Source organism: Rhodococcus sp. P1Y, from assembly GCF_003641205.1.
Classification (GTDB): Bacteria; Actinomycetota; Actinomycetes; order Mycobacteriales; family Mycobacteriaceae; genus Rhodococcoides.
In genome coordinates this window covers 4,749,271-4,776,147 of sequence record NZ_CP032762.1, presented here as the reverse complement: position 1 = coordinate 4,776,147, position 26,877 = coordinate 4,749,271, and the positions used below count along the sequence as shown (strand labels likewise).

28 protein-coding genes are annotated in these 26,877 nt (G+C 62.0%); 20 read left to right on the top strand and 8 right to left on the bottom strand.

Annotated elements, in window-relative coordinates; genetic code table 11:
- Complete coding sequence (locus tag D8W71_RS21980) at positions 1-381, top strand: hypothetical protein (RefSeq protein WP_121116544.1); 381 nt, start codon at positions 1-3, stop codon at positions 379-381.
- Between the two features lie 201 nt (positions 382-582).
- On the top strand, positions 583-822 hold the full coding sequence (locus D8W71_RS27675; protein ID WP_201265162.1) for a hypothetical protein: 240 nt from the start codon (positions 583-585) through the stop codon (positions 820-822).
- A gap of 6 nt (positions 823-828) precedes the next feature.
- Here the strand turns inward: D8W71_RS27675 and D8W71_RS21970 are convergent, their stop codons facing one another.
- Positions 829-1,809 carry an iron-siderophore ABC transporter substrate-binding protein gene (locus D8W71_RS21970; protein ID WP_236077559.1) on the bottom strand — a complete coding sequence of 327 codons (981 nt, stop codon included), beginning with the start codon at positions 1,807-1,809 and terminating at the stop codon, positions 829-831.
- Between the two features lie 210 nt (positions 1,810-2,019).
- Here D8W71_RS21970 and D8W71_RS21965 point away from each other — a divergent pair, with 210 nt between their 5' ends.
- Complete coding sequence (locus D8W71_RS21965) at positions 2,020-2,601, top strand: dihydrofolate reductase family protein (protein ID WP_121116540.1); 582 nt, start codon at positions 2,020-2,022, stop codon at positions 2,599-2,601.
- Here the strand turns inward: D8W71_RS21965 and D8W71_RS21960 are convergent.
- The 4 genes from D8W71_RS21960 to D8W71_RS21945 all read right to left on the bottom strand — a co-directional run bounded on the left by D8W71_RS21960 (position 2,598) and on the right by D8W71_RS21945 (position 6,523).
- Complete coding sequence (locus D8W71_RS21960; RefSeq protein WP_121116538.1) at positions 2,598-3,206, bottom strand: DUF998 domain-containing protein; 609 nt, start codon at positions 3,204-3,206, stop codon at positions 2,598-2,600. The genes D8W71_RS21965 and D8W71_RS21960 overlap by 4 nt on opposite strands.
- 14 nt (positions 3,207-3,220) lie before the next feature.
- Entirely contained in the window at positions 3,221-3,646 is a 426-nt protein-coding gene (locus D8W71_RS21955) for a MarR family winged helix-turn-helix transcriptional regulator (RefSeq protein WP_121116536.1), read from the bottom strand.
- Positions 3,647-3,719: 73 nt separating this feature from the next.
- Positions 3,720-4,712, bottom strand: coding sequence for a YncE family protein (locus D8W71_RS21950; protein ID WP_153275415.1), 993 nt, complete (start codon positions 4,710-4,712; stop codon positions 3,720-3,722).
- Between the two features lie 263 nt (positions 4,713-4,975).
- Positions 4,976-6,523, bottom strand: a complete 1,548-nt coding sequence (locus D8W71_RS21945; protein WP_121116532.1) for a hypothetical protein — start codon at positions 6,521-6,523, stop codon at positions 4,976-4,978.
- Positions 6,524-6,655: 132 nt separating this feature from the next.
- Here D8W71_RS21945 and D8W71_RS21940 point away from each other — a divergent pair, with 132 nt between their 5' ends.
- The 13 genes from D8W71_RS21940 (at position 6,656) to D8W71_RS21880 (ending at position 19,760) form a co-directional block, all read left to right on the top strand.
- A complete protein-coding gene (locus D8W71_RS21940; RefSeq protein WP_121116530.1) occupies positions 6,656-7,207 on the top strand; it encodes a hypothetical protein in 552 nt (183 codons plus the stop codon).
- 140 nt (positions 7,208-7,347) lie between these two features.
- The gene (locus tag D8W71_RS21935; RefSeq protein ID WP_121116528.1) at positions 7,348-8,010 is read left to right on the top strand and encodes a DUF4190 domain-containing protein; all 663 of its coding nucleotides are present in this window, start codon (positions 7,348-7,350) and stop codon (positions 8,008-8,010) included.
- Positions 8,011-8,179: 169 nt separating this feature from the next.
- Positions 8,180-10,369, top strand: a complete 2,190-nt coding sequence (locus D8W71_RS21930) for an outer membrane protein assembly factor BamB family protein (RefSeq protein WP_236077558.1) — start codon at positions 8,180-8,182, stop codon at positions 10,367-10,369.
- Positions 10,370-10,465: 96 nt separating this feature from the next.
- Positions 10,466-13,081, top strand: a complete 2,616-nt coding sequence (locus D8W71_RS27670; RefSeq protein WP_121116526.1) for a variant leucine-rich repeat-containing protein — start codon at positions 10,466-10,468, stop codon at positions 13,079-13,081.
- A 107-nt stretch (positions 13,082-13,188) separates the two neighbouring features.
- Positions 13,189-14,022: a DUF4190 domain-containing protein gene (locus D8W71_RS28060; RefSeq protein WP_236077557.1), complete on the top strand. Its 834-nt coding sequence runs from the start codon at positions 13,189-13,191 to the stop codon at positions 14,020-14,022.
- 154 nt (positions 14,023-14,176) lie between these two features.
- Positions 14,177-14,275 (top strand): DUF2510 domain-containing protein, encoded by a 99-nt coding sequence (locus D8W71_RS27665; protein WP_201265444.1) that lies wholly within the window; start codon positions 14,177-14,179, stop codon positions 14,273-14,275.
- A 103-nt stretch (positions 14,276-14,378) separates the two neighbouring features.
- Positions 14,379-15,113, top strand: coding sequence for an RDD family protein (locus tag D8W71_RS21910; protein WP_121116522.1), 735 nt, complete (start codon positions 14,379-14,381; stop codon positions 15,111-15,113).
- A gap of 91 nt (positions 15,114-15,204) precedes the next feature.
- A complete protein-coding gene (locus tag D8W71_RS21905) occupies positions 15,205-15,813 on the top strand; it encodes a serine/threonine protein kinase (protein WP_153275414.1) in 609 nt (202 codons plus the stop codon).
- A gap of 396 nt (positions 15,814-16,209) precedes the next feature.
- Positions 16,210-16,659: a hypothetical protein gene (locus tag D8W71_RS21900; RefSeq protein WP_121116518.1), complete on the top strand. Its 450-nt coding sequence runs from the start codon at positions 16,210-16,212 to the stop codon at positions 16,657-16,659.
- Positions 16,649-17,545 (top strand): hypothetical protein, encoded by an 897-nt coding sequence (locus D8W71_RS21895; RefSeq protein ID WP_153275413.1) that lies wholly within the window; start codon positions 16,649-16,651, stop codon positions 17,543-17,545. The genes D8W71_RS21900 and D8W71_RS21895 overlap by 11 nt, the downstream gene beginning before the upstream one ends.
- Before the next feature lie 454 nt (positions 17,546-17,999).
- A complete protein-coding gene (locus D8W71_RS21890; protein ID WP_153275412.1) occupies positions 18,000-18,728 on the top strand; it encodes a hypothetical protein in 729 nt (242 codons plus the stop codon).
- A 154-nt stretch (positions 18,729-18,882) separates the two neighbouring features.
- A complete protein-coding gene (locus D8W71_RS21885; RefSeq protein ID WP_201265161.1) occupies positions 18,883-19,371 on the top strand; it encodes a DUF3558 family protein in 489 nt (162 codons plus the stop codon).
- A gap of 8 nt (positions 19,372-19,379) precedes the next feature.
- Entirely contained in the window at positions 19,380-19,760 is a 381-nt protein-coding gene (locus D8W71_RS21880; RefSeq protein WP_121116512.1) for a hypothetical protein, read from the top strand.
- Here the strand turns inward: D8W71_RS21880 and D8W71_RS21875 are convergent, their stop codons facing one another.
- A complete protein-coding gene (locus D8W71_RS21875) occupies positions 19,761-20,657 on the bottom strand; it encodes an SDR family oxidoreductase (protein WP_121116510.1) in 897 nt (298 codons plus the stop codon). It lies immediately after the preceding gene.
- A gap of 87 nt (positions 20,658-20,744) precedes the next feature.
- Here D8W71_RS21875 and D8W71_RS21870 point away from each other — a divergent pair, with 87 nt between their 5' ends.
- Complete coding sequence (locus tag D8W71_RS21870) at positions 20,745-21,320, top strand: TetR family transcriptional regulator (RefSeq protein ID WP_236077556.1); 576 nt, start codon at positions 20,745-20,747, stop codon at positions 21,318-21,320.
- Positions 21,321-21,350: 30 nt separating this feature from the next.
- On the opposite strand, the gene D8W71_RS21865 is transcribed toward D8W71_RS21870, so the two are convergent.
- A complete protein-coding gene (locus D8W71_RS21865) occupies positions 21,351-22,976 on the bottom strand; it encodes a long-chain fatty acid--CoA ligase (protein ID WP_121119751.1) in 1,626 nt (541 codons plus the stop codon).
- 198 nt (positions 22,977-23,174) lie between these two features.
- Between D8W71_RS21865 and D8W71_RS21860 the strand changes: the two genes are divergently transcribed.
- Together D8W71_RS21860 and D8W71_RS21855 are read left to right on the top strand one after the other, a co-directional pair.
- On the top strand, positions 23,175-24,635 hold the full coding sequence (locus tag D8W71_RS21860) for an FAD-dependent monooxygenase (protein ID WP_121116508.1): 1,461 nt from the start codon (positions 23,175-23,177) through the stop codon (positions 24,633-24,635).
- Between the two features lie 44 nt (positions 24,636-24,679).
- The gene (locus D8W71_RS21855) at positions 24,680-25,321 is read left to right on the top strand and encodes a SanA/YdcF family protein (RefSeq protein WP_121116506.1); all 642 of its coding nucleotides are present in this window, start codon (positions 24,680-24,682) and stop codon (positions 25,319-25,321) included.
- On the opposite strand, the gene aztA is transcribed toward D8W71_RS21855, so the two are convergent.
- The gene (aztA, locus tag D8W71_RS21850; RefSeq protein ID WP_121116504.1) at positions 25,284-25,928 is read right to left on the bottom strand and encodes a zinc ABC transporter ATP-binding protein AztA; all 645 of its coding nucleotides are present in this window, start codon (positions 25,926-25,928) and stop codon (positions 25,284-25,286) included. The two genes, D8W71_RS21855 and aztA, sit on opposite strands and share 38 nt — an antisense overlap.
- Before the next feature lie 21 nt (positions 25,929-25,949).
- On the opposite strand from aztA, the gene aztB reads away from it, so the two are divergent.
- Positions 25,950-26,792, top strand: coding sequence for a zinc ABC transporter permease AztB (gene aztB, locus D8W71_RS21845; protein ID WP_121116502.1), 843 nt, complete (start codon positions 25,950-25,952; stop codon positions 26,790-26,792).
- Positions 26,793-26,877 lie beyond the last annotated feature (85 nt).

Below are 26,877 nucleotides of genomic sequence, written 5' to 3'. Positions count from 1 at the left end.
GTGGGGAATCCAGGCACACCAGCGACACATTGGCAAGCGCTTGCAGTTGCCGCCGATAACGGTCAGCTGTATCTCAATTCCGAGGCAGCGGCGGCGTGTAGTTCGGCCTGCGACACTTATGTCGAGAAGTTGCGGCTACATCAGCGACACGCAAGGGAGCTCGCCAATGCCAGCGGCTGGGGAGACTTCGACATGGGTCTCGAGCTGCAGACGATTCTTGCGAACAAGGCGGTCGGAGGAGAGAACAACATGGTCGACGTGTTGCAGAGCCACATCGACGTCGTCGAGGAGATGAAGGTGGTCTTCAACAAGTTCTTCACCGCAACGAACGATGTCGACGACGCCAATGCCGCTGGCATCAAAGTCCAGGGCCCAAACTAGGCAGTCATCGGTTGCGATCGATCCGCGCATACCAAACGATATTGAGTTAAAGCTTGGTACGTTGCCGTCATAGCCAATGATCCGAACAGCGGCCTTGCAGCCGTCGAGTACGAGAATTGGCCGTGGGACTTGCAGGCTGCGCATGTGTCCCGAACCCAGCGCAGGTTGCACGCAGGGGACTACAGAGCTGCCGTTCCTCCCGTGATCGTTGACCTCGAGCTTCGGTTGTCTGCTGAACTATCGGCTGAATCCGAGGACGCGCTGCGTGAAATTGTTCGGTTCGACGAGTACGCGTCTCAGCGCCTCTGTTCGACCACCGAGCTTGCCCCGATGAGCTCGATCCTGCTGCGATCCGAGAGCGCTGCGTCGTCGCAGATCGAGAACCTCACCGTCGGTACGCTCGACCGCTTTCCCGAGCGGACCCGCAGAGGGAGACGGTAGGCGGCGTCAGCCGAGAGCCTCGGCGATCCTCGGAGCAAGATTGTCGATGGCATAGGGGATCGACAACACCGAGTTGTACGTAATTGCCCCGCGCTGGTCGATGGTCGCGGGAACGATTGCGCCGTTGCGTCCGGCAGTGGTGTTCGCGAAAGATGGGTTCTCGGCGACGATGTCGAAGTTCTCGTCGGGTCCGAGGACGAGCATCACGTCGGCGTCGAGCAGGTTCACATTCTCCGCAGACACTTCCACGTAGAAGGTGTCGCCGGTGTCTCGGCTGGTGACTTCGTCGGGGATGTTGAAACCTAGTCCCGTCAAGAATTGGCCGCGGCCGTCGCCAGGTAGGAAGCCCGCGTAGACGCCGTCGTAGGACATCACCGCGACGCCCGTCTTCCCTGCGAACTGTGGGTATTTCGCGACTGTGTCCGTGATGAGTTGGTCGGTCTTCGCGTTCAGCTCTGCACCCTCCTCGGGCATGCCGAGAGCGGCGGCGATGGTCTCGGTCGCCTGAGCGCGAGGCACCGCGTAGGCGGCAGTTCCCTGTGGTCGCGCGACGGTGGGTGCGATCTCGCTGAGCTTTTTGTACATGTCCTCGTCGAACCCAGCGGCAACACCGAGAATCAGATCAGGTGCCAAGCCTGCGATCTGCTCGAGATTCGGCTCGGAGTCCGACTCGATGCGCGTGAGTTCGGCGTCGCCGACCAGCCCTTCTGCCCACGGTCCGAGGCCCGTCTCGTAGAAGACGAAACCGGTGTTTCCGACGGGTACCTGGCCCAGCGCGAGGACCACATCGGCGTCGGATACGCCCAAGGCGACGATGCGCTCGGGCTTCTCCGGCACGATGGTGCTGCCGAAGACGTGTTCGATGGTGACGGGGAAGGCGCCGGAGCCCTCGGTCGTACTCGACGTGGCTTCTTCGGGCGACGAGCACCCCACCGCCAGCGCCGCGCTCACCAGCAAGGCACCCAATTTCCATGAACCAATTCGCACAGTCTTCTCCAGACATTCTGTCGCAGGAAGGCAACCCTAACTAGTCGTCGAGAATTAGGCAAAACGACTCGGTCGAATCCGATGAGCGCCGAGTCTTCGGAAGAGGCCGCAACATTCATCCCCGGGCCCTCATCGAGGGACGGCGAGATCTTCATGTCGATGCAGCCGACCTGCGCTAGGTTGAGGCATCCCCAAGCAGAGGAGCGCCCGATGGGCAAGGTTGTCATGTACAGCTCGGTGTCGGTGGACGGCTTCATCGCGGACGCGAATGATCAGCCCGGACCCTTGTTCGACTGGCTGCTCAACGGCGACGTGCCCTTGACCGAAAGTGGTGCGCTCAAGGTGTCGCAAACGTCCTACGACTACACCCGGCCGTACTGGGACAGCATCGGAGTGACGATCGCCGGCCGCCACGTCTTCGACATGACGGACGGCTGGGACGGCAAGCCTCCAAGCGGGGTCGACCACGTCGTTGTGGTGACCCACAGGCCGCAACTCGAGGACTGGGACCCTGCCGCGCCCTTTCACTTCGTCGACAACATCGAAGCAGCTGTGGCCACGGCGCAGGAACTTGCGGGCGACCGCGTCGTCGAGGTTGCTGCCGGCGACGTCGGCGGGCAGATATTCGCCGCGGGCCTGATCGACGAAGTGCGTATGGACGTCGTACCGGTGATGTTCGGGTCTGGCAAACGCTACTTCGGGTCGGTCAGCGTGCAGCACCTGTTGGATGGTCCCGTCGAGGCACGTCAGGGAGCCAAGGTGCTGCACCTGCGGTATCGGGTTGGTGTTTAGAGGCTTAGTAGGAGAATGCCCGCCGCCACTGCGACGTAGAACACGTTCACGGATAACAGGAAAATTCGTTCCGAGATGCCAAATGCATAGCGCCGCAATGGCCGCACGAGCAGAGCGAGAACTAGGGCGATCAGCGAAACCAGGGCAACCCAACCGCTGGCGACGAGAGTCGTCGTGACGGGTGCTGATGCGTCCGACCTCAGAAGCTCGGTGAAGTCGCTCATGCAGCTGTAGCTGAGGGCAAACCAGGCGACGGCGGCGACGAGGTGAAGCCGGCCAACTGCCGTGGCCTTCGAGTCTTCGAGGTCGGTGGGAAGAAATGGAAGCGCCACGAATATCGCTGTGAGCGCGACCAATCGGATCACCACGGACGTCAGGCTGTCCCAGTTCGGGAACGCGAAGATCGTGGCCAGAGCGAGAGCGGCCCAGAATGCTGCCGTCGTCCAGGTCATGATCGAGCTCAATCGTCGTGTGCGCCCGACTGCATAGTCGCTGACCGCGTGCTCGACTATGTTGTAGTTGCTGGGAACGAGGTGCAACGCAATGAACATCAGCATGCGCGCAACCCCCAGAATGATGGCAAGTGTGCTGAGGGTGGTTGTCATTGAATATCTTTCGTTCAGGATGTGTGCGTACGAGTGGTACGCACTTCGTCGTGCAGTGCGTGGATATCGCCGGCCAATTTGGAGGGGTCGAGGCCGATAGCCCGCGCGTTGTCGTCGAGTGACGATCCGAGCAGTGCCGAACATCGTGTGAGGGTGGTGGAGCCGTCCGCGGTGATGGCCAATCTTCGGATGTGTCCGTCCCCGGTGTTCGCGCGATTTTCGACGAGGCCTGCGTCGAGAAGTGTGCGGACAATGCCGCTCAAGGCTGCCTCGCTCACGCCGAGGGCATCGGCCAGGATTCGACCGGTGACGCCAGGATGCTCGGACACGATGACGAGTGCGACGTACCGGTTGTAGGTGAGGCCCTCGGGTTTGAGGATGCGCTCGGCCCACTTGTCCAGCGTGCGCACCAGATCGTGGAGCTCGTGGGCAAGGTTCATGGCACTAACTTAAGTGATTAAGTTAGTCGGCGCAAGCCCATCACTCGGTGCGTGGCCGCCTGAGATCTACCGATCAGCCTGCAGGCTCGATGACGGACACCGACTGCCCGGCATTGTTGCTGGTGAAGAACAAGCCGGTGTCAGGATCGGTCGCGATAGAGATCGGTTGATCTCCTACGTCGATCGACGTGATCGGCGCCCACGTCGCTGGGTCGTACACCGTGATCGAGTCGGATTCGGAATCGACCGTCCACAACATTCCCTCCCGGGAGACTGCCATGTCGGAGATGTCGATATCCATTGCGCTCCGGCTGATTTCGTCGCCGCTGAGCGTGTCGTACGTGACCATGTCGGTATCGGTGTAGACGTAGGCACGTTGTTGCTGTTTGTCCAGTGCCACGTTGACCGAACTCGAATTCGACGCCTTGACCGCTCTGGGCGCCGAGAGTGTTCCCGGGCTCTCGGTCGAGAAAACCAGGGTCCCCATCCAGCCTCGGATCAACGCGATATGCGTGGCCGGGTCGATATCGACACCGTACCCAGCCAGATCGATCGTGTACTCGCTGATGACGTCGAAGGTGTCGGTGTCCACTACGGACACCCAGGACTCGTTGCTCGGCGTCTGCGTTTGGTCGTCGGGGCGGTTGACGACGAATGCGCGCCGGAGCTCGGAATCTATACCGAGGGCAATTACCGGTCGCTGGAACCGGATCGTCCGGGTCGCCTGTCGCGTGGCTGTATCGATGACGGTCACCACGTGACTGTCGGGTGCATTGTCCCTAGTGTTGTTGTGTGTCCACACAGTCTTTGCGACTGTGTCGAAAGCGATGTCCTTCGATCCGCTCGGAACTGCGATGAAGGGGTCGAGCGCGGTTCTGTCGCTGTTGATCACGCGAATGTCGTATCCGGTCGTCACGTACAGTTCTCGGTTCCATGGATTCAGTGCGACGTACTGCGGATAGGTTCCGGCTGGAACATCATTGACAGTGAAGCTCGTCGTCGCAGAATCGGACGCCGAGAACGATCGAACGCCCCAGATTGCCCCACCTACTACCAGCGCGGTCACGACGACAAGCACCGGAACCGCCCAGAGCCACCGATTGCGGTGCGGTTTCGCAGCAGGATAAGGCGAGTGACCAGCTGAAGTAGCGAAGGCGGCGGGGAGGTGGTGGCGGAGGAGGGGCGGTGGCAGCGGGTTCACGAGTTCCTCGATCGATGTCAGGTTCCTATCGAACCCGAAGCTACCTCTACGAGGCAGCCAGGTCTGTCGGTCGATTGGAGGACTCCTGATTGTCCGATCCGACGGTGGAGGGAGTATCGCCGTTGGGGTCAGCTGCCAACTCGGCTCAACAGTCCAGACCCGAAATAGACTGTGTCGAAACTGTAGTCGATTCGGTCCGGCACGAGTTTCAGAGTGAGGTCGACGTATTTCAGGCAGCCGCCGTTTTTCGTGATTTCTTCCTGGATCGTCAGCACGCCCGAGATCAAGTCGGCTTTGTTCAACACCCCACTGCACGATAGTTCCGGGTATTCGACGAGTCCGACGACGGTAGTGCCGTCATGAGCAAGCGTCATCCGAACCGAATACGGCTTCGATCCAGATTGATCGATCGGGCCGCTCCACTCACCGAGCCACGGCTCGACGTCCGCGCGTTCGATCGGACTGCCAGTACCGACGGGGAGTGGTATGGCTTCTTTGGCAGACACAGTGAATGCCAGCTGATCGAGCCCCGTTGCGGACCGTAGCAGGCCTTCGAGTTCGGACCACAGCGCGGCCGGCGCGGCGGCCAGAAGCCCTACGACCGCGCCTGCCGCACCACCGACTGCCGCGCCGAAGCAACGAAGGATCGCTGCGAATCCGGTTGCGCTCGGGTCATCGTCGACGGCACCGGAATTGATGAGATCAGGAAGACATTCGGCGCGCCCGATGGAATCGATTGCCTCGTCGGGAAGTAAGAATCCGAGGCCGAGCGCCAAGGTCCTGACCTGTGACATGACTGGATCGACGGTCATGTTGATTGTCGTGCTCGACAACGTTGTCGTTTCGAATTCGGACGTTTCGCCGGGCAGCATCATCTGTTCGTCCAGAACATCAGGCGACGTGGTCCTCCATGTGCTGAGTGCGAGGAGGTTTGCAGCGGTGTACGCAGTGGGAGTGCGCATTTCCCACGCAGGAGTACTGGACAGTCGCCATGCCACCGAGCTGTTGGATTGCACGGACAGACGAATCTGGCTTCCCACCTGCTCTAGACACGGCCACACGACATCGCCGAGCACCTTCGTCATGCTGGCACCGAGATCGGAGTAGTTCCCGTCAGGCCGAAAACAGTCAGGGCGAGGAGTAGTCATCTGCAGCGCGTCGCTTGCAGCAGTGAAAACTGTATCCGCCAGGTCGGAGATCTTGACCAGGACTGGCCAGAACCACGACAGATGGTCAGTTTCGACGACAAGGCTGCCGGCTCGGTTTGGAGACAGCACATCGATTTTTCCGTTCGATTCGCTGAGTACGAAAATGTCGGAACCCGCGTCCACACCGTCGAATCGAAGAGTGATGGGAGATTTAGGTTGCTCGCCAGCACCGAGAGTAATTTCGACGCCGTGTCCCACACTTTCGGCGAACTGGCCCCACACACCCGGTAGAGGCCTTTCGTTCTTTTCGATTTTGACTCGAGTACCGGCCGCTGCGACGCCGGCAGGCGCCTCGACCGTCACCCGATCGACCATGGCGGTGAAACCGTCCCGCCCGACCTCGATATCGACAGCTGAACCATCGGAGGACGATTGGTCATCCGGTTTCGTGAGCTCGGCCAACGTAGAGCATTGCGTCAGTGTCAACAGTGCGACAAGTGCCAGTATCACGACGAGTATCGATCGCATCGAACCATTCCGGCATCGCATTGATGGGAATGTACACACAGTCACGTGGCCGAGGTTCATTCGATTGAGCGACTGCGTGATTCATACACAGTCGAATACTCTGCTTGTTCGGTACCGAAGATGTGGAGACGAATGCCTGTTCCTGAACGCCAGGTCGACGGCCCGAGCCCGGGACCTCCTCCGCCGCCGCCGCCCACGGGAAACGATGGCTCCAACAAGAACTTACTGATCGTGATTGCGATCTTCAGTGCCGTGTCCGCATCGGTGCTGGTGATCGGCCTCGGGTACTGGGGGTACAGCTCGTGGCGAGCGAATCAGTTGATCGCCGAATCGATCACGCCACTCTCTTCCGGCCCCGACCTCACCGGCACATGGGAAGGTTCGACCAAGTATCCGAGTGGTAATCAGGCAACGATCTCCGCCGTGCTGAGCGCCTCAGATCCGATACGCGGGTCGTTCACCTTCACGTTCGAAGGCCAAGACTGCATCGTCGATGTCTCCGAGACGAGTCGGCAGTACGGAACTATCTACGTGGACACGCGGACCACTGCAGGTTCTCTTTCGGAGTGTGCTGATTCGGGTGAGTGGCAGCTGACATCGGCTGGAAATACGCTCACAGGAAGTCTGACCTGGTCGAGCGAGCCGGACATCGAAGGTATGTCCTTGTCGATGCACAAGAACTGAACGGCTCGGGGGATGAGTTCCACCGTTGCGGTTGCCGTGAACCCGTCGATTGTTGGAGCTCCGAATCATCCGAATGAACGACTGCCGGATCTCAGTTCTGCGCACTAGATTTCCGTCATGCGCATTGGACGGCTTTCTCGGTGACTATTCCGCCGCCCCCCCCTCCCGCACCACCGCCACCAGCCCCATCCGAAGGTCAAGGGCAGCCGTACTGGAACGGGCAGCCGACGTACGGGTACCAGCAACCGCCCACCACCAACGGTCTTGCTATCGCGGCCTTGGTGGGCGGCATATTTCTTGCTCCCCTCGGAATCATTCTGGGGCACATCTCGCTGTCGCAGATCAAACGGACGGGCGAGCAAGGACGCGGACTGGCTATCGCGGGTCTGGTGATCGGGTACATCTTCACCGCAATCTGGGTGTTCTCGATTATTTGGCTTCTTGCCCTTGCCAACGCAGTCACCAACGCATTCGACGACTACGAGTCGGACTATTCGTCCGACTACTACACATCCCAGTCGTACCCCACGTATTCGACGTACACGACGACTACCACCCCGTCGTACGACGTCGACGACACGTCCGCCGTCATCTCCAATGCTTCTGTCGGTGACTGCATCATCCGCACAGAGGGCAAGGACAACGGCGACGGGACCAGCGAAACGTTCGTAACACCGGTGTCCTGTAGTTCGAGTAGTGCGACCAACCGGGTGATCAGTGTGGGGACCTCTACGTCGTCCTGCAATGGCGACTGGGTCAAGACCGACAGCCCCCTCACCGTGCTGTGTCTGGTCGAAGAATGACCGAACGCACCGAGTAGAACGCGTGAATCGATGACAATCTCACCCCTCCGCCTCCTCCGCCCCCACCACCCCGCACCAACCGTCGCGAGAGCCGCAGCCGCCGGCCCCGGCTGCCGGAACGTCAGGGACACGGAGGCGGGGCTGGATCGTCGCGGCCGTATCGGTCGTAGTGGTCGGAGCCTTGGCCGCCGGAGGGCTCACGGTCGTCAACCTGCTGCGGTCATCCGACGCAGAAGGCCCGGTAGCTGGGCAATTGACGAACACGTATCCGGCTCAGCCGCAACCCGGTTGGAGTTTGGCGGTTGACGACGTCTTTCCAGGTGGCGCGTTTCTGTGGCCGGATTCACTGGGCGCAACGTACGGCACCGCGAAGTTCACCGATCTCGGCGCGACTCTGGTGACCACTGCCGGTAGCGGGCCCGGGCAACAGAGCGAGGTCGTCGCAGTCGACGCCGAGACAGGCGCTGTGAAGTGGACTACCCCGGTGGACGGCACCATCACCTGCGCAACCCAAGCCATCGGTGGCGCTCTACCGTGCGTGATCAGCCCGCGAGGCGTGACCGCCGCAAGCGTTCAGTTCTTCGACCTTGCTTCGGGCGATGTCACCTCACGTGTGGACCGACCGTCTGCCTCGATGGTCGAGGTCTCCGATGGTTCCGTGTTCACAGTGGACAGCACTCAGGGGAGCTACACATTCAGCCGGGGGACCCCGGGCGACCTCGAAGCCCAATGGTCGACGACCGAGTCCTGGGACAGTGATTGCGTCGGCTCCGGTGACGCTCACTCCTTCGAAGTGCTCGACGGTCTCGTTCACTTCCAAAGCATCAGAGACTTCGTGCTCAGCGCTGCCGATGGTCGAATGGTCTCCGACTCGAACCTGGGCAGCTTCGCATCACTTCCGGGCCAGGGTTTCGCCGGGTCGTACTGCCAAATGCCGCCGCCGAGCGACGGATACACGACCATCGTCGCAGCGCGAGGCGGCGAGGAGAAGTTTCGCGTCGAGCAAGATTTCCCCGCTGAGCCGTGGTTGGTATCGAAATCGGACAGTCGCCCGTACATCGGTTCGCACGGCGCGTACGACATCGAGGATGGAACAGAGCTCTGGACGGTAGAAGGTGGCGAGTACTTTTCGCTCGAGAAAGTCATCGGCGACATCGTCCTCGGTCAGAATGTGGATACGCTCTCGGCCTATCGCATCGACACCGGTGAGGAACTCTGGTCCATCCAGGTGGAGGACTATTTCGAGTTTGCCGGATCTGATGGAGAACGCGTCATTCTGTCTGCGGAGGACGGCCTCGTCGCAGTCGATCTAACCGACGGGTCGACGAGTTGGACGATGGCAGGCGAAGGCACCAGGTGGTCGTGGGGCAAAGCCAACGACGGGCTTGCCAACATCACCAACGACACCCTCACCTACTACCCGCCGACGGGTGGTCCGTCCGGTGCGCCCGGAAAGCTGCCAACCGCCGACGAGGGTGGCGGTGAGGATCAGTTCGTCACCAAATGCGGCAAGACCCCGACGCTCACTCCGGTCGAATATCGGACGGAAGCAGCAGGTCTCGTCGTCAGGATGGAGATGAAGGCGTCGTGCCCCGGCGGTGACATCGTTTCCACGAACTCGATGCGTGTGTCCATCACGGACAACGGCGCGAGCGTCGCATCCGCAGTGTTCGATTTTTCCGATTCACCGATCTACCTTCCGAAAACCGACAGCACCAATACGACCAACTCGATCGAACGCGATTTCCTGTACGAGCTCGACAGTTTCTGGCGACTCCCCAACAGCCTCGGCTCGGCGTCGAGTCTCACGAATTCGACAGCGTCGGGGACGCAACTGGTCGAGTGCGAGGACGAGGGAACCAGCGATCCAAGCCTCACGTCCGGTGCGCCCTCGCAGAGCCGAACGAACACGTCCATCAAGGCGGTGAGAAGTGCGGCGCCGACTACAGCGGACGTCGAGAAGACCAGTTTCGACGCCTTGAGAGCACAGGCGAACGCCGATTTCCCCTTCGTTCAGGGTGATTTGTCCGATAAGTGGGTCGCACAGATCTCGGCGAAGCGGATAGGGCTGGACGCGGCCGACATCAACGGTGCTCCCGTGCGCTGGACAGCGGAACAGATTCTGCGCCAACATCTGCAGCTACGACTGATGTACCCCGAGGTGCGTCTGCTGTGGAGCGATGAATGGCGGACCTTCGATCTGCAAGGTTGGTGGATCACCGTCGCCGGACTGACATTCGCCGACGCCGATGCCGCGAACGGCTGGTGTGATGCGAAAGGAATTGCACTGGATCAGTGTTACGCCAAGATCGTGAGCAACAACCGAGATTCATCTGGTACCACCAAATACCGAAGATGACGCAAGCAGAGTCAACGGTTGTTCGAATGACTGTTCTCCTAGGCGATCCCGCCGCATAATTCAGCCCACTGTCCACACCCTCGAGGAGCTCGGCGCGTGCCCGGAGAAAATCCCTATCAGTACGGTCAACAGAACCAATACGGTCCGTCGACCTGGAACGGTGCGCCGCAACCCACGTCGTTCTATCCACCTCCGCCCGGCTACCCGGGTGCGCCGACTCCGCCGATCCAGCAGCAGAATTACCAGCCGAAACAGTCGGCATTCACAGACATTCCTGTCGGTGACTACATTCGAGACGGCGTTGCCGCGGTCCTTCTTTTCCTGTCGTTCTTCCTGCCCTGGACAACGGGATTCGGTATCGCCCAGGGAGGTTCAGGCGGGATCATTGCGTTGGTAGTCCTGCTGACGCTGCTGTCTCTGGCGTCGCTCGGTCTGCCGTACTTCGCCCGACTGGGCATGTTGGGGCAGAATTGGCAGGTTAGCCAGGTTCGAGTTCTTCGGTTGGCGGTCAACGGACCGTTCATATCGATGGTCGTCGTCTTCCTGTTCTACGACGTGATTCGGGGGATGTTTCGCTTCAGTGAGACGTCGACGGTCTTCACCGGCGACGGCATAGGTTCTGCCGCGTGGTTCGGGTTGGCGGGCGCTCTGCTTGCCGCTCAGCCGCGGGCCGCGGAACTCAAGCTCGACTCCCGCGCGGGCCCACGATGGTTGGGATGGATCAAACCGTTGACGGTCGTCGCTACCGGACTTGCTGCGGTATCCGGACTGCTGGCCCTGATCTTCATTCTGGTGACCGCTGGTCGGTACGACTACGCGGACGGTGCCCAGACCCTGGAGAGTCTGATCGTGTCCCTGGCCTCGGGTGCAGTACCCGTCGCCGTACTGGGTGTCGTTGCCTTCGGCGTGGCGCGGCGGTTCGACTCGTGGAGATTGACGATCGCTGGGTTGTCTGTTGCGCTTCTGGTCGGTGGGTTCTTCCTGTCCTTCGACGACCTCGCGAGCGTCGAGCTCTTCCACACAGTGACGATCAATCCGTATTACGCCATCACACTGTTGGTTGCGGCTGGAACCATCGCTTTTCTGCCCTTCGGATTTCCCTCGGACTCCGATGCAACTCACGCCGGCTATGTGTGGCTCGACGCAGCCCGAAACGGCGTGCGGATCATCGCCGTATGGAGCTTCGGAGTCGCGATTTCTCAACTTGTCATGGCGGCGACCGGGTTCGGTCTGGTGTCGGTGGGCGAATCCATTGCTCTGGCGGTGTTTTCGCTGTTGATCGGAATCCTGGCTGTTGTCGGAACGAAGGCGCTGGCGCTTCGATACTCGACGGCGGATCCCAGGCCGTCCCGTGAAGTGGTAATCGGAATTTGCCTCGGACTGCTCGTGCTCATGATCGGTCGCCTCGTCACCCAGTCGATCATGTACGACTACGGCTATCCCAGTGTGTGGACGATCGACCTGGCGGCCACGGCCTCACCGATCTTCATCGCACTCGCGGTTGCGCTCGCACCCGCCGTTCGTGACCTCTACCGAGGTGTCCCGTTGTTTGCCTCGGTCACGGCTGGACCTTCACCGGTCACCGCATTCGGCCAGCAGGTGCCCCAGCAGCACTACGCGCAGCCCGTCCAGCAGACCGCGGGACCAGCTGCTGCAGCGTCCGATCCGCGAACAGCCGCAGCCACTCTCTTCGAGATCGCGACGAATTCGCCCGAGCTTCGGCCTGCCGTCGCAGCGAACCCGTCGACGTACGACGATCTGGTTGCGTGGTTGGGCAAGCTGGGTGACCCGGCGGTCGATGCAGCGCTTGCTCGTCGAGCAGCTGGACAGTTCGGCCTCCCTGCCGAGACGGTGGCTCCAGTACAGGAATCGCGCTCGGAGTCCACTGGTGGCATAGCGCCCGAATCCGTTGCGCGACCGAACCTCTCCAAGGCGTCCGCCGGTGACACCCACACTCAGCAGGCGGCGACCAATGCTCCGGTGAATTCTCGCGAGTTGGTAGCAGCGGACCCCAGTACTCCTGCCGCCACCCTCTTCGAACTCGCGACGAACTCTCCTGAGCTTCGACCGGCGATCGCAGCGAACCCATCGACGTACGACGATCTGCTCACATGGCTGGGCAAGCTCGGAGATCCTGAGGTCGACGCAGCACTGGCGCGTCGCACGAACGGAGACCCCGGGAGTACGACGCAGTCGCCCCGCGAACGTGCCGCCGCGGATACCGCTACGCCCGCTGCCACGCTGTTCGAGATCGCGAGCAACTCTCCCGAACTTCGGGCCGCAATTGCGTCGAACCCGTCGACCTACCCGGATCTGTTGTCCTGGCTGAGCAAGCTCGGGGACCCGTCCGTCGATGCAGCCTTGGCTCGCAGGAGTTCCGGAAAGTCCGGACCCGATGATTCAATGTCCGCCGGTGAGAATGCCGCCGGTAGTGAGTCTGCTGAATCTGAAACCACAGAGACCTCAGAGACAGTTGCGACCTCGGGTGTACTTCAGACTGTCGCACCTACCGAGGTCATCGACGCGGACGAGGATGCGCGTGCCATTGCGGACCCGACGTGCTCGGCGGCAATCCTGTTCCGCGTGGCCGAACACCGGCCAGAATTGCGAGCCACTGTTGCAGCTCATCCCAACGCGTATCCGGGATTGCTCGAATGGCTCGCGGGCCTTGGTGATTCAGCAGTGAACGACGCTCTGGCCGGGCGGCGATGACTGATTTCGGGCCGCCGCCACCTCCGCCTGGCCTCACATCGGGTACCACGCCTGCGCCCCCTCCGCCGCCGCTGTATGCACATTCGCCGAGCTATCAACCTGCATACGTGCACACGGCCGGAAGTGCTCTGAAGCACACTCCGAAGTCGCCGTCAGTGCTGTCGATCGCGATCTTGGTCGTGGCCACTGTTCTTGGGCTGATCGCGTCGATGACGATCCGAGTTCAATTCGAGTGGGCTGTCGTGATCGGCGGGGCGGTGTCCATCGTCGGATTCATTGGGTTCGCCTGGATGCAGGATGTCAGTGTCGGACGCAGAGTATGGGCAACGGTACTGGCGGTCCTGGCGATTTGGCCGCTGTCCACCGGTCTTGTAGTCGGAGCATGGATTCTTCTTCGGCGTCGATCCTTGGTTCCGTTGTTCGTGTTGCCGTTCGCGGTCGTGGGAGTTACAGCGCTCAACATCGTCCTGTGGAACCGCGTGTCAGGTGCCGGATTTAGCCTCACTTTCCTTCAGATGATTCTCTCGGTGACGGTGTTCGCCTGGATCGCAGTGGGAATCGACAAATTGATCAAGGATCCCGCCGTTCCTGAGCACCCCGACTACGCTAGGCCCGCGCTGGTACAGGTAGGTCAGACGCCGTCGGGAGAACCGTTGTACGGGTACGCAGGCAACCCCTACGGGCAGGCAACGCCGTACGGTTTCGCGCCGCACACGCAGGCAACCAACAGCCTGGCAGTTCTGTCACTGGTTTTCGGCCTCTTCGGTTCGGGCATCATCGCTGTGATTCTCGGCCATGTCGCTCACGGGCAGCTTCGGCGAACGGGGGAGCGGGGGTCCGGAATGGCCACAGCGGGGCTCATTCTCGGATACCTCGCTGTAGTGATCTACATCGGTGTGCTCATCGTTTACGGTGGCCTCCTAGGAATTTCGTTTTCGTGATGCTCGAGGTCTCGAAAGAGGTGCAACTGTGGGTGCAGTCAGTCCGTTCCATCTATTGATTGTTCTTGTGGTGGTGGCTATTCCAGTCATCATTATAGGAGCGATCGTCTACGCAGTCGTCAACTCGAACAAGAGGTCGCCGGCGCCGCAGCCTATGCCGAGTGCTGCGCCCGGCTGGTATCCAGATCCAAGCAATCCCCACCAGCGTCGCTGGTTCGACGGGGTCACGTGGACGGACGCTACGTCGCCATAAGGTTGGGCCGGTTCACCGGCGTGCAGATCATTCGAACGACAGATAGCAAACGGTCGTAAGTCCTGTGAGGCTTCGAAGTAGACCCTCGAGCATTGGATCCCTCGTGACCTATGAACAATCTCAGAACCCCGATCTGCCGCGGAACGCGACACCCCCGCCGCCGCCTCCGCCTCCCAACTTCGCGGCGCAGCAGTACATGCCGCACGCGCCGCAGAACGGACCGGGTGCACCCCAGTTCGGTGCACCGGCCCAGCCGCCACACTACAATCCTGCTCCACAGCAGCGATACACCCACGACGGCGTTCCGCTGGCCACCACCGGTGTCAGGGTTGCAGCGCGGCTGATCGACTTCGTTCTGCTCGGTCTCGTCTCGATGATCGGCGGAATGATCTCATCAGCAGCATTCGGGAGCACCCTCGACTACGACGCGTACAAAGTCACATCCGGCCTCATCGGTCTTGTCGTCGCTCTCGGATCCATTGCGTACTTCCTGGTGGGCGAATCCGTTTTCGGAACCACTCTGGGTAAGTTGATTCTGGGCTTGAAAGTTCGATCGGTCGAGGGTGGTCAGCTCAGTCCTGCGCAAGCGTTCAAGAGGAATGCATTCGTCCTGCCGATGTACCTCGGCTCGGCGATCTCTGCGCTGGTGTTGCTGGGTAGCAACCAGGACCTCGCCGGCGCGCTGACCTCCTTGTACTACGGAGGGACGGTGGGAGTGCTGGGAACTATTGCAACAATCGGTTTGTCGATCGCGGTGATCGTCACGATCAGCAACTCGCCTGTTCTGCAGGGCTTTCACGACAAGCTCGCCGGTTCGTCGGTGGTCACCACGCGCTAGGGGCGGAACTAGGTCGAATCTGCTACGAAATGGGGGATGATCACATGCGCGTCATTCCCCATCTCGCTGTAACGATGGCATTGTTGGCACCGTGAATCAGCAAAGTAGCCGACGCCGCACCACGGCCCTCATTGTCGTTGCGGTAGTGGCCGCAGTCGTCGTCCTCGCGGGCATCGGGTTTACGGTGTTGCGCTTGGTCGGCGGCGAGACGGGCGGCGTTGCGACCGCCATCGACGAATCACTGACGCCGACCAAAGCCGTCAACTCGGCACCGTCGCTGAAAACCACCGGATCGGCACCGAGCGTGCAGCAGTCCGTGACGTCCGCGCCGCCTGCGCCGACACCGACGCTTCCGGCGCAGCCTGCCCGCGGCGACCTCGGACTGACGGTCCCCATCAGTGTGCCCGCCTGCACTGGAACCGGAATAGTGGTTATCCAGTCCGCGGTGGAGCCAGCGTCCTACACACAGGAGATCTCGTCGGCGTTGGCCGCGAACCCCGGTGCTTCATACCTGCGGACGGACAATTCCTGCCCGTCGCTGAGGCAACAGTCCGACGCAGGAAATCCCATTTACGCGGTCTACCAACCGGCGGGGTCGACGACACAATCCATCTGCGCCGCTGTCGCCTCGGCACCTTCCGGTTCCTACGGAAAGTGGCTGGACCTCACGACCGATCCGACGGTCATCGTCGCCTGCTGATCCCCTGCAGACAGCCATCTCTCGGGCGGTTTCGGTAGCGGTGGGCGTTCGAACAAATCCCAGACTCCAAGAGCCTGTCGGTTGTTCGACCGATAGCGCAGTCGTGCCGGTGATGGCATCGTGGGCAGGTGCTCTCGTCGAACAGCGCAAATGGTGAGAGTTGAGGAGTAGTCGATGAACGTGCCAGGACCGCATGGTCAGGGCCAGCGACCGTACAGCCCGTACGGCTCACCTGCGGCCCCGAACATCCCGCCTCCGCCCAGTCGTCCAATTCCCCCTCCACCGCAGCGCTTTCCGTCCGGCCCGGGTTATCCGCCGAACGGACCAGGTGGGCCGTACGCGCCGCCTTCTCAGGTCCCGCGACCCCCGGGTCCCGGGGGCAGCAGAAACGTCGGCGTGATCGTCGCAGTCGTTGTGGGTATGGTCGTGCTGCTGGCCGCGTTGGGCGTGGGAGGGTGGTTCCTCTGGCAACAGAACGTCGCCGACGACGTCGCATCACCGCCGCCGACGCCACAGGCTGTTGCTGGACAAGCGAATCCGAGTTCGGCGGTACCGACCCGTACGACGGTGCCGCGTGCGTCTCTGCCTGCGAACGCGCAGACGTGTCCGGCTGATTTCGGTCCGGCAGGTGAGTACATCTCGTCCGCGGTGGGCACGACGATCACCTCATGTCCTTTCGCGGAGGCTGTGCGCGTCGCGTATGCAGGCAGCGGGCAACCCGGAGTGGCGCGAACCGTGAACGCTACGAGTCCGGTGACCGGCCGGTCGTACGCAATGAACTGCTCACCGGTTGCGGGGCTCGTGACGTGTACCGGTGGTGAGAACGCAGTCGTCTATGTCTACTAGGCGTTGGCGCTTGGGACACGTCGGGATATGTGCCGCAGTTCTGATTCTTGTTGCCGCATGCACGATCCCGACGAACACCGTGGACGGCAGTGCTGTCGCGCAATCGGACTCGGGGACGCCGCCGCCTATCGTGCCGACCGCGAATGCGCTCGAAGCGCCACCACCGTCTGCGTCGTCGATGCTGCGTGACGAATTCGAGGCCATCGCGTCCTCGTATTCCGGTCGGCTCGGAATGGCCTACGTGCCGGTCGGGGGTGGTCAAGTGCAGGTACTCGGTGATTGGTCGACAGGTGTGGCCTGGTCGACCATCAAGGTCCCGCTTGCCGTAGCAGCTTTGCGACAAGTCGAATCGAGTAGCTTGTCCTCGGCGACTTCGGCGATCATCGACTCCGACAACGGTTCGGCCGAGGATTTGTGGTCGAGTTTGGGAGATCCATCATCGGCCGCCCTTGCCGTCGAACAGGTGCTGATCGATGGCGGGGACGGTTCGACGGACGTGCAAGAGAATCGAGTCCGATCCGGCTACACACCTTTCGGTCAAACCGAGTGGTCACTTCCGTCGCAGGCTCAATTCGCCTCAGAGCTGCAGTGCGTGGACGGCGGCGCTTCGGTAGTCGAACTCATGCACCAGATCTCGTCGGACCAGTCCTGGGGCCTCGGGCACATCGCCGGGTCTGCGTTCAAGGGAGGCTGGGGGCCCGCCGAGGATGGAAGCTATTTGGTTCGCCAGCTTGGAATCGTCGACGTGGCCGACGGTTTCACCGCGGTGGCAATCGCCGCCGAGCCGGAATCCGGATCTTTCTCCGACGGAACCGTCATGCTCGACGTTGTCGCCGAGATGCTCGCAGACCATCCCGAGTTGCTTCCCTACGGAAGGTGCGCTTGACGGAGTAGCGATCGGGTGTACGGCGGCAGTGTCACACTCGCCGACGCAACCTTGCTACAACTAACTTCATTGCTACGTTGATTCGAACCCGCAGCTCACACCACTGTGCGATAGTGGCCCCCACCCTCCGCGTCGTCGCGGGGACTGCCAGCGAGGACTCGTTGCCATGAATGTGAAGCCAGGGTTTCGTATCGCTGTTTGGACGGCTTCGGTCGTGCTTGCCGTCAGCTGCTCGAGCGCTGAAACGACTGACTCCTCGGGCACCGATGTGCCATCTTCGAGTAGCGAATCGGTGCCGAACCCCGGATCGGTGTTCGAGGGAACATACGAGGCCAAACAGGTTCAGGAGGAACGGCCAGATTTGGCCCCCACGCCGGCGGAATACCAAACGTCGGTGTTCTCGGTGAAATCGTTCTGTGCCAACGAATCCGGACCGTGTGTAGCGTCGGCTCTGGTGACGTACCCCGATTTCGTACCACCGCCTGCCCCTCAACCGGTCGTGCTCGACTTCGTCGACGGCAGATGGATCGCAAACCTCGCATTGCCTAGTTTTTCCTGCTCGACAGTGAGCGGGACTCCGCTTCAGGCGTCGGGCTGGCAGGTGTCCAGTTTCGAACAGGCCGACGGGGTGGACGACGGTTCGTTGATCACGGGGACGGGAGTAACACACGCTGGACCTCCGTGTCTGAAGGAGTACTCGACCGCGTACACGTTCACCCGCACCGGGCCGCTCGATCCAGTCATGGTGATTCCGTCACCCGACGAGTTGCCGCCGCTCGTGGATTCGCCAGGTTCGGCGTTGTCCGGGACGTACGATCTCGACCTGACGCCGTTGCCAGAACCAGGAAACGTGAACGCGCAACAGGTCACGGAGTCGGGCAACTACCAGAGCTCATGCACCCGGACAGGGGACCGCTGCGTCTCGATACTCGATGCGGAGACGGACATCCTTCCGACGTTGGAATGGGCCGATGGGGCATGGTCATCCGACGCCACCTATGCGTCCGCGCCCTGCGAAGACGGCTCGGGCCAGCAGCAAACCACGATCCGTGTGTCCCTCACGAACAACGACGCGTCCACGTCGCCTGCCCAAGCGCTCACGGGCGAAGTGCGCAAGACTTACGCAGGCGATTGCCCCGGCGAAGTTGCGTGGACGATCGCGGCGACGCGCACTGGCGATTGAGCACGCGACCGAACAGTTGGGCGGCCGGTCCAGGGCTGGTGAACTTTCGGTGGAGATGGAACCATTCGGCACGACGGTGCGTCTAACCTGACGTACGAGTCCGACGGAGGGGGTCCGTGTGCGGAAGTGGGTTCCGGTGCTGTGCGCTGCGACCGTGCTGCTGGGGGCGTGCGGTGACGACGTCGAGCCCAAAGCTGTCGCTGAGCCGACGCGATGGGATCCGTGCAGCATCACGCCCGAACAAATCGCTGCGACGGGGTTGGATCCAAATTTTCGTGAGGTCGGTTGGGGGAGGGGCATTGCAGTCGAGGACTGGGCGCGGTGCCTATTTTCACCGCGCGGCTTCGATGTTCCGTATCTACTCAGCGTGAAGTCTTCTGACGTCAGAACGATTCAGGACGCACGCGATGATCCTTCCAATCTAACCGGGCGCAATCTCGCAATCGACGAGCTGGACGCATTCCAATACACCACAGACGTCGCCGACTCGATCATTGACTGCAATATCGCAATCGACCTGGACCCAGGTGTCGTGGTGTTTACCGTCAACTATATGAGGGTCGATGACGGCGTCGATCCTTGCCCAATACTGGTTCGACACACGAACGATCTCAAGAGTGCGTTGCCTTCGGCGACCAAGTAGGAGGAACAGTGAGCAGTCCTGTCGAACCAGTTTCGTACTGGAAGTCGCTCGCCGTGTCCGCGGATCAGGGGGATCTATATCTGAATCCGGAGGCCGCAGAGGCTTGCAGTCGCGCATGCGACAACTACATCAAACAGTTGCAGCTGCATAAAGCCTCAGCAGCAGACTTGGCAAACGCCGACGGCTGGGGCGAGTTCGCGATGGGTCAGCAGTTCAGGCAGATTCTTCGTGACAAAGCTGTCGGCGGCGAGAACAACCTCGTCGACGTACTCGAAAGCCATGTTCAAGTCGTTCGCGAGATGCAGGTGGTCTTCAATAAGTTCTTCACCACCGCCGAGGCCGTGGATCAGGACAACGCATCGGGTCTCGGCCAGCTCGGGCCCAAGTAGTCAAGATCGAAAGTACGAGCCCGATGAAAGATCCTCTGCCAGAGTGGGTCCCATCGGTGCCCAGTTCAACAACTTCTGGGTGATCGAGCTCGACGAGGAAAGGTCCAGTGAGAAGAAGCGGCCGATGAATCCGAAGTGCTGTACTGCGTCTTCGGGTGCGATGGATACGGTCGGCAGATCGAGACCGCGGCCGATTGCCTCGGCGATCTCCTTGGACGACACGCTGGTTTCGCCTACTGCGTGCAGACGGGAACCCGTGGGCGCCTTCTCGAGCCCGAGTCGAATCATCGTGGCGGCATCCGCGCGATGCACTGCTGCCCACCCGGTGGACCCGTCGCCCACATAGCCCGACACACCCGTCGCGCGAGCAGCAGCGACGAGGTACGAGATGAACCCGTGGTCACCGTCGCCGTGCACTGTCGGCGCAAATCGCAGCGCAACCGCGCGAACCCCTTTGTCCACGTAGTCCAAAGCGAGGTTCTCGGTGCCACCGCGCATGGCCTCGGGCCCGCTGAACGGCGACGCATCCGCCTCCGTGCTGGGTCGTCCCTGCGCCAAACCGGCCACACCCGATGCCAGGAGAAACGGCCGATCGGAGCCCTCCAACACGTCGAGCATCGTCTGAACAGCAGTGCGCTCGGCGCGGTTCGACTCCGCCATATCGGTCCAGTCGTGCTTGTTGGCAAGGTGGATGACCGCGTCGGCGTCGGACGCACCCTGACGGAGGCAATCCACGTCGTCTAGGTCTCCTCGAAGTGCGTTGGCGCCCTTGGCTTTCAGTGCGGTCTCGGCCGCATCGGTGCGTGCGAGGCCGGTGACCTCGTATCCCGCAGAAATCAACTCGTCCACGGTGGCCGAACCGATCCACCCTGACGCTCCGGTGACGAAAATGCTCATTGCGATGTTTTCCTGCCTCTAGCTCGAACGTTGATGTCAGCAACTGACATCAACGTACACCTGACGACAGTTGCTGTCATCACTAAGATGATCGTCATGGTCCGATGGGAGCCAGGCGCGAAAGACCGCCTGCGAGCTGCAGCGCTCGATCTGTACGCCGAACGCGGCTTCGACACGACGACGGCGGCAGACATCGCCCAGGCCGCAGGCCTGACCGAACGCACATTCTTTCGGCACTTCAGCGACAAGCGGGAGGTTCTGTTCGACGGACAGGAACAGCTGCAGGAGATATTTGTCGACGTCATCGCCGCGGCGAAGAACCCGTCCTCGGCCGTCGAGCTGGTCGCGCGCGCGATCGCGGCGGCAGCGACATTCTTTCCCGACGAGAAGCGGCAGTACTCACGGGCGCGTCAGGTCGTCATAGACGCAAACCCAGGATTGCAGGAACGCGAACTGCTCAAGATGGCCTGGTTGGCCAAGAAGATAACCGAAGCACTTGCCGAGCACGGAGTCGCCGAGCCAGGAGCAACTCTCGCCGCCGAAACCGGTGTGACAGTTTTCGGCGTCACGTTCAAGCAGTGGATCGCCGACGGGGAGCAACGTGCCTTCGCCGACATCGCGGAAGACATCTTCGGCGAATTGCGCGCTCTCACAAATCTTTGACGTCTAACCCGGATCTGCTCTCACGTCACCTCAGAGAAGATTGATGACCTCGAGAGCGCCGTCCGCGTGAGAGCTGCGCAGGCGCTTCTTGTCGTACTTCCCGACGCTTGTCTTGGGCACTTCCTCGATGAACGTCCATCGTTCGGGTAGCTGCCAGTGGGCAACTCGGCCGGCGAGAAACTTCTGTAGGTCTTCGGCGGACACGGTTTCTCCGTCGCGAACGACGACGGCGACGAGAGGCCGCTCGTCCCATTTGACGTCGGGAACGCCGATGACCGCTGCTTCGCGGACCGAGGGGTGCTCCATGACGTGGTTCTCCAGTTCGACGGACGAGATCCACTCGCCGCCGGACTTGATGATGTCCTTCGACCGGTCCGTCAACGTCAGATATCCGCCGGAGTTGATGGTCCCCACGTCGCCCGTGCGGAGCCAACCGTCGTCGAATTTGTCGGTTGCGTCGCTTCGGTAGTAGCTACCGGTGATCCACGGGCCGCACACCTCGAGCTCGCCGACCTGCTTGCCATCCCAAGCGAGAACCTTCCCGGCGTCGTCGACGAGCCGTGCTCGAACTGCAGCCACGAAACGGCCCTGCGTGCAACGTAAGTCGAACTCGTCCTCGGGCGTCAACCCTGCATCGGGCTTTCCCGACGTACCGAGCGGCGACGTCTCGGTCATACCCCAGGCCTGGGTGATGTGGATGCCGTACTTCTCGTGGAAGGCGCGCATCAGACTCGGCGGACATGCACTGCCGCCGACCAGGACGTCGCGCAAGCTCGACAGATCCGCGGGGTGCTCGTCGAGATGGACGAGCAGAGCCTGCCAGATCGTCGGAACCGCCGCAGCAGCCGTCGGACGAAGCGTCGACATCATCTCCGCCAACGGCGCGGGCTGCAGGAACTTGTCCGGCATGATCAGCGACGCACCGACCATCAGCGCCGCGTACGGCAATCCCCACGACATGGCGTGGAACATCGGCACGATCGCCAGGACCTTGTCGGCCTGGCCGAGCCCCATGGCGTCGGACATGCAGGACTGCATCGAATGAAGCCAGATCGAGCGATGCGAATACACGACGCCCTTGGGATCGCCGGTGGTACCGGAGGTGTAACACATTGCGGCAGCTGAGGTCTCGTCCAACTCCGGCCAGTCGAAGTCCTCGGGCTGGCCGGCGAGTAGAGCGTCGTAACCGAGGACCTCGATGCCATCGGGTGCATTCACCTCGGCCGGGTCGATCCCGACGACGATCAGGTGACGCACGGTGTTCATCGTGGGCAGGAGCGGCGTGAGGAGGGGGAGCAGGCTGGCGTCGGCGATGATCACTTGATCTTCGGCGTGGTCGACGATGTAGGTGAGCTGTTCGGGGAACAGTCGAATGTTGAGGGTGTGCAGTACGGCGCCCATCGCAGGCACGGCCATGTAGGCCTCCATGTGCGGTGCGTTGTTCCACATGAACGTCGCGACGCGTTGGTCGCCATCGATGCCGATGGACCTGAGGCCATGGGCGAGTTGGGCCGCTCGCTTGCCTAGGTGCGCGAAATTCACCGTGGTCGGGCCGGTCTCGCTCCACGTGGTGACCTCGGCCGTGGGGTGGATCGTCGTCCCGAACCGGACCAGCTGACCGATCGACAGCGGGGTGTCCTGCATGGTGCTTTTCATGAAGCCGTACTCCTCTGCATAGTGCTCTGCGTCACAAGTTTCACAGTACGTACATTGCGTGCCCAAGCACGGGGATTTGGTCGAGCGCCCCGTCGACCACATGGCGTTGCCACCGTAGGGTGATTCGATGCGTCGTCGGCGGGTGATTTTCGGGCGGATGATCACTCCGACGGGTCGGTTCGGCCGCATCATCGAGCAATGACGTCATACGACACCGAAGTGCTGGTGGTGGGTGCGGGACCGGTCGGGTTGGTCCTCGCCGTGGACCTTGCTCGTCGCCAGGTTCCGTTCCGGATCATCGACCGCCGCACCGAACCGACGGACGAATCCCGCGCGGTCGTCGTCCATGCACGCAGCCTCGAAATGCTGGACATTCTCGGTGTCGAGGACGAGGTCGTCGCGTCGGGACGTACGACGACCGGGGTTCGTTTCCACGCCGACGGCAAGGAACTCGCGCACATTCCGCTCGACACCGTCGACAGTCCTTATCCGTTCTCGGTGACGACGGCGCAGACCGAGACCGAGAGGATCCTGACCGAACGACTCCGCGCACTTGGCGTCGAAGTGGAGCGAGGCGTCGAGCTGATCGATCTCACTCAGGACGCGGATTCTGTGACGGCCACAGTGGGCGAGGAGACGATCCGGTGTCGATATCTGGTTGGGACCGACGGGGCGTCGAGCGCAGTCCGTCACCATCTCGGCCTGAAGTTGGAGGGCTCGTTCAAGGGCGAGCACTTCCTGATGGGCGACGTCGACGCCACCTACGATCTCGACACCAGCTCGATGCACATCAATGCCTCCTCGGGCGCAGGCCCGATCATGATCTTCCCGATGATCGGCGATCGTGTGCGCATCATCGCGGCGATCGGGCAGGCCGATCATGGGCGGCCCGCGAGTCTGGAGTGGCTGCAGCGGGTGTGCGACGAGCGTGGCCTCGAGGCGCGGGTGCGTTCGCCGCGGTGGCTCACGACCTTCGAGATCCACCACGCGCAGGTTGCTCGGTACCGTACCGGGCGAGTGTTCTTGGCAGGCGACGCCGCCCACGTGCACAGTCCGGCGGGCGGCCAAGGGATGAACACCGGGATGCAGGATGCGTTCAACCTCGGGTGGAAGCTCGCGGCCGCGGTGGCTGGGACCACCGGGTTCGAAGTTGTGCTCGACAGCTATCACGACGAACGCCACCCCGTCGCAGCGCACGTGATCAAGGAGACGACGGTGATGACGAACGGCGCCACCGTGGAGTCGAAAGTCGTTCGAGTAGTGCGTAATCAGGCGCTACGACTGATCGCGGGTACACAGTTCGCCCAGCATCGGATAGCGAACGAGATGGAGGAGTTCACGGTCGCGTATCACGGCAGTCCCATCGTGCAGCAGGGCGTGCACGGTCACGTTGTGCCCGGTGACGCAGCCCCGCCGGTTCCGGGGACGGGGTTGTGGTCTGCCGTTGCCGATGTGCGCCGCAAGCACCCGTCAGATCATGTGTTGATTACCCTTCACGCTGAACCGGTTTCGATTCCGGGGTGCACAACACTTGTCGTCGACGATCCGGAGGGCAAGATCGCCGGACGCTACGGCGTGACGCCGGGTGGTGCTGTCATCGTGCGTCCCGACGGGTACGTCGCGAGGATTCTGCGTGCCTCAGAGATCCCTCAGACATAGTCGTTACTGTCCTCGGCGTCGTGGTTGTCGAGGTGAGGGTGTGCATGTTCAGGACGGTCGTTCGGGTTCTCGTCGTCGGGGTGGTCGGGGTTCTCGTCGTTGTGCTCGGGTCGGCTGCGTGGATCGCCTTCGTCTCGTTCGGGCGAGTGCACGAAATCGCGGACGCTCCCGAGGCTCCGGTGGTGATCGTTCTGGGTTCACAAGTACGCGACGGCAAGCCGATGAAGTATCTGTCCGGACGGCTCGATGCCGCGGTCGCGCTGGTGGATTCGGGACAGGCGAGGGCGATACTGGTGTCCGGGGATGCGAACGGCCGCTCCGGCAACGAGATCGAGGCGATGACGGAGTACTTGGTCGATGCAGGAATCGATCCTGACGTCATCGTCGGCGACGACTACGGACTCGACACCTACGATTCCTGCGCGCGGGCGTCCCAGACCTTCGGCGTCGAACGGGCTCTGGTCGTAAGCCAAGGCCTGCACGTTTCGCGGGCCGTAGCACTGTGTCGTGACGCGGGAATCGATACCGATGGAATCGACGCCGCGTGCGAGTGCAATCGCCTTGCGCTGCTGCGCAATTTCGGACGAGAGTGGTTGGCGCGCCCGAAGGCGATACTGGATCTGCTCTCGGGGCGGGACCCGGCAGTCGTCACCCCACGGACAGAATCTCTCCTCGTCCCAGGGTGATGGTGGCATCGGCGCGACGCGCATCGTCGACGTCGTGAGTGGCCATGACCACGACGGCCCCGCGGGACACCTCGTCGTCGACGACGCCGTTGATGATCTCGCGGGCTTCGGCGTCGAGACCCGTCGTCGGCTCGTCGAGAAGGACGAGATCGCCGTTCTCGACGAGAGCCTGCGCGAGAAGTGCGCGTTGGCGTTGGCCGCCGGATAGGTCGGAGAGTCGCCGTGACTCGAGATGCGTCAGTTGGAGTCTGGCGATGGCGTCGTCGACGGCGCGTCGATCCGCTGCGGTGGCGCGGCCGAGGATTCCGCGTCTCGGCCATGTGCCCATCGCCACGACCTCGCCGACGGTCAACGCCATACGGTCGTTGACGTCGCTGCGCTGCGGGACGTAGCTGACGCGTCGACGACCTGTGCGCACGCTGCCCGACGAGGGTCTGATGATCCCGGCGAGGGACTGCAGAAGCGTCGATTTGCCGGACCCGTTGTGCCCGACGAGTGCGGTGGCTGTTCCGGGTTCGAAGGAGGCATCGACGTCGTGCAATGCGATGGTCGACCCGTATCGCACGGACAGGGAGTGCACTGACACCGATTCGCTCACGACAACCATTATCGCATAGGGTTCAGCGCCGTGGACTGGCTACTGGACCCCTTCGCTGTGTCGTTCGTGCAGCGCGCCCTGTGGGCGGGCATGCTCGTGTCGATACTCTGCGCGCTGGTGGGGACGTGGGTCGTGTTGCGCGGCATGGCTTTTCTCAGTGACGCAGTGTCGCACGGAATGCTCCCCGGCGTGGCGATCGCGTACCTGATGAGCGCCAATTTGCTGATCGGCGCGGCGGTGAGTGCGGTCGTCATGATCGGCGGAGTGGCCTGGGTATCGCGCAATTCCAAGCTGTCCGAGGACACCGGAATCGGACTGCTGTTCGTCGGCATGCTCGCACTGGGGGTGGTCATCGTTTCCCGCGCCCGGTCCTTCGCGGTGGACCTGACGTCGTTCCTGTTCGGCGACGTGCTGTCCGCGACGTCTGCGGACCTGGTGTTTCTGTCGATCGCAGCGATCGTGGCGCTGGTGGTGTCCGTGGTGATGTACCGACCGTTCGTGGCGCTGGTGTTCGACGAGCGCAAAGCCCAGACATTCGGCTTCCGTCCGCGCCTTGCACACATCGTTCTGCTGGCCTTGGTGGTGCTGGCGGTGGTCGCGTCGTTCCGGATCGTCGGGACACTGTTGGTGTTCGGCTTGCTCGTCGCACCCTCGGCGACGGCCTTCCTGTTCGGGCGGTCGATCGTGCCGTCGATGGTGATCGCAATACTCTTCGGATGGTCGGCCACCTTCGTCGGACTGCTGGTGTCCTGGCATGCCAACACCGCAGCCGGCGCCACCATCGCCGGACTTGCTGTGCTGCAGTTCTTCCTCATTGCGGGCGTCAAATCTGCGCGGGGTCGTGGGTCCGGGGCGGGCGGGTGCTCGGGGTGACCGAATGAGTCGTTCGCTAGTGCTCGGGGTGACCGAATGAGTCGGTCGCTAGTGCGCGGGTGACCGAATGAGACAGTCGCACACT

Bases quoted from the DNA above. Each gene is read 5' to 3' on its own strand.
- D8W71_RS21965 (WP_121116540.1), top strand. From the start codon at position 2,020: ATGGGCAAGGTTGTCATGTACAGCTCGGTGTCGGTGGACGGCTTCATC.
- D8W71_RS21960 (WP_121116538.1), bottom strand. From the start codon at position 3,206: ATGACAACCACCCTCAGCACACTTGCCATCATTCTGGGGGTTGCGCGC.
- D8W71_RS21955 (WP_121116536.1), bottom strand. From the start codon at position 3,646: ATGAACCTTGCCCACGAGCTCCACGATCTGGTGCGCACGCTGGACAAG.
- D8W71_RS21945 (WP_121116532.1), bottom strand. From the start codon at position 6,523: ATGCGATCGATACTCGTCGTGATACTGGCACTTGTCGCACTGTTGACA.
- D8W71_RS21940 (WP_121116530.1), top strand. From the start codon at position 6,656: ATGCCTGTTCCTGAACGCCAGGTCGACGGCCCGAGCCCGGGACCTCCT.
- D8W71_RS27665 (WP_201265444.1), top strand. From the start codon at position 14,177: ATGCCGAGTGCTGCGCCCGGCTGGTATCCAGATCCAAGCAATCCCCAC.
- D8W71_RS21895 (WP_153275413.1), top strand. From the start codon at position 16,649: ATGTCTACTAGGCGTTGGCGCTTGGGACACGTCGGGATATGTGCCGCA.
- D8W71_RS21875 (WP_121116510.1), bottom strand. From the start codon at position 20,657: ATGAGCATTTTCGTCACCGGAGCGTCAGGGTGGATCGGTTCGGCCACC.
- D8W71_RS21870 (WP_236077556.1), top strand. From the start codon at position 20,745: ATGATCGTCATGGTCCGATGGGAGCCAGGCGCGAAAGACCGCCTGCGA.
- D8W71_RS21865 (WP_121119751.1), bottom strand. From the start codon at position 22,976: ATGAAAAGCACCATGCAGGACACCCCGCTGTCGATCGGTCAGCTGGTC.
- D8W71_RS21860 (WP_121116508.1), top strand. From the start codon at position 23,175: ATGACGTCATACGACACCGAAGTGCTGGTGGTGGGTGCGGGACCGGTC.
- D8W71_RS21855 (WP_121116506.1), top strand. From the start codon at position 24,680: ATGTTCAGGACGGTCGTTCGGGTTCTCGTCGTCGGGGTGGTCGGGGTT.
- aztA (WP_121116504.1), bottom strand. From the start codon at position 25,928: ATGGTTGTCGTGAGCGAATCGGTGTCAGTGCACTCCCTGTCCGTGCGA.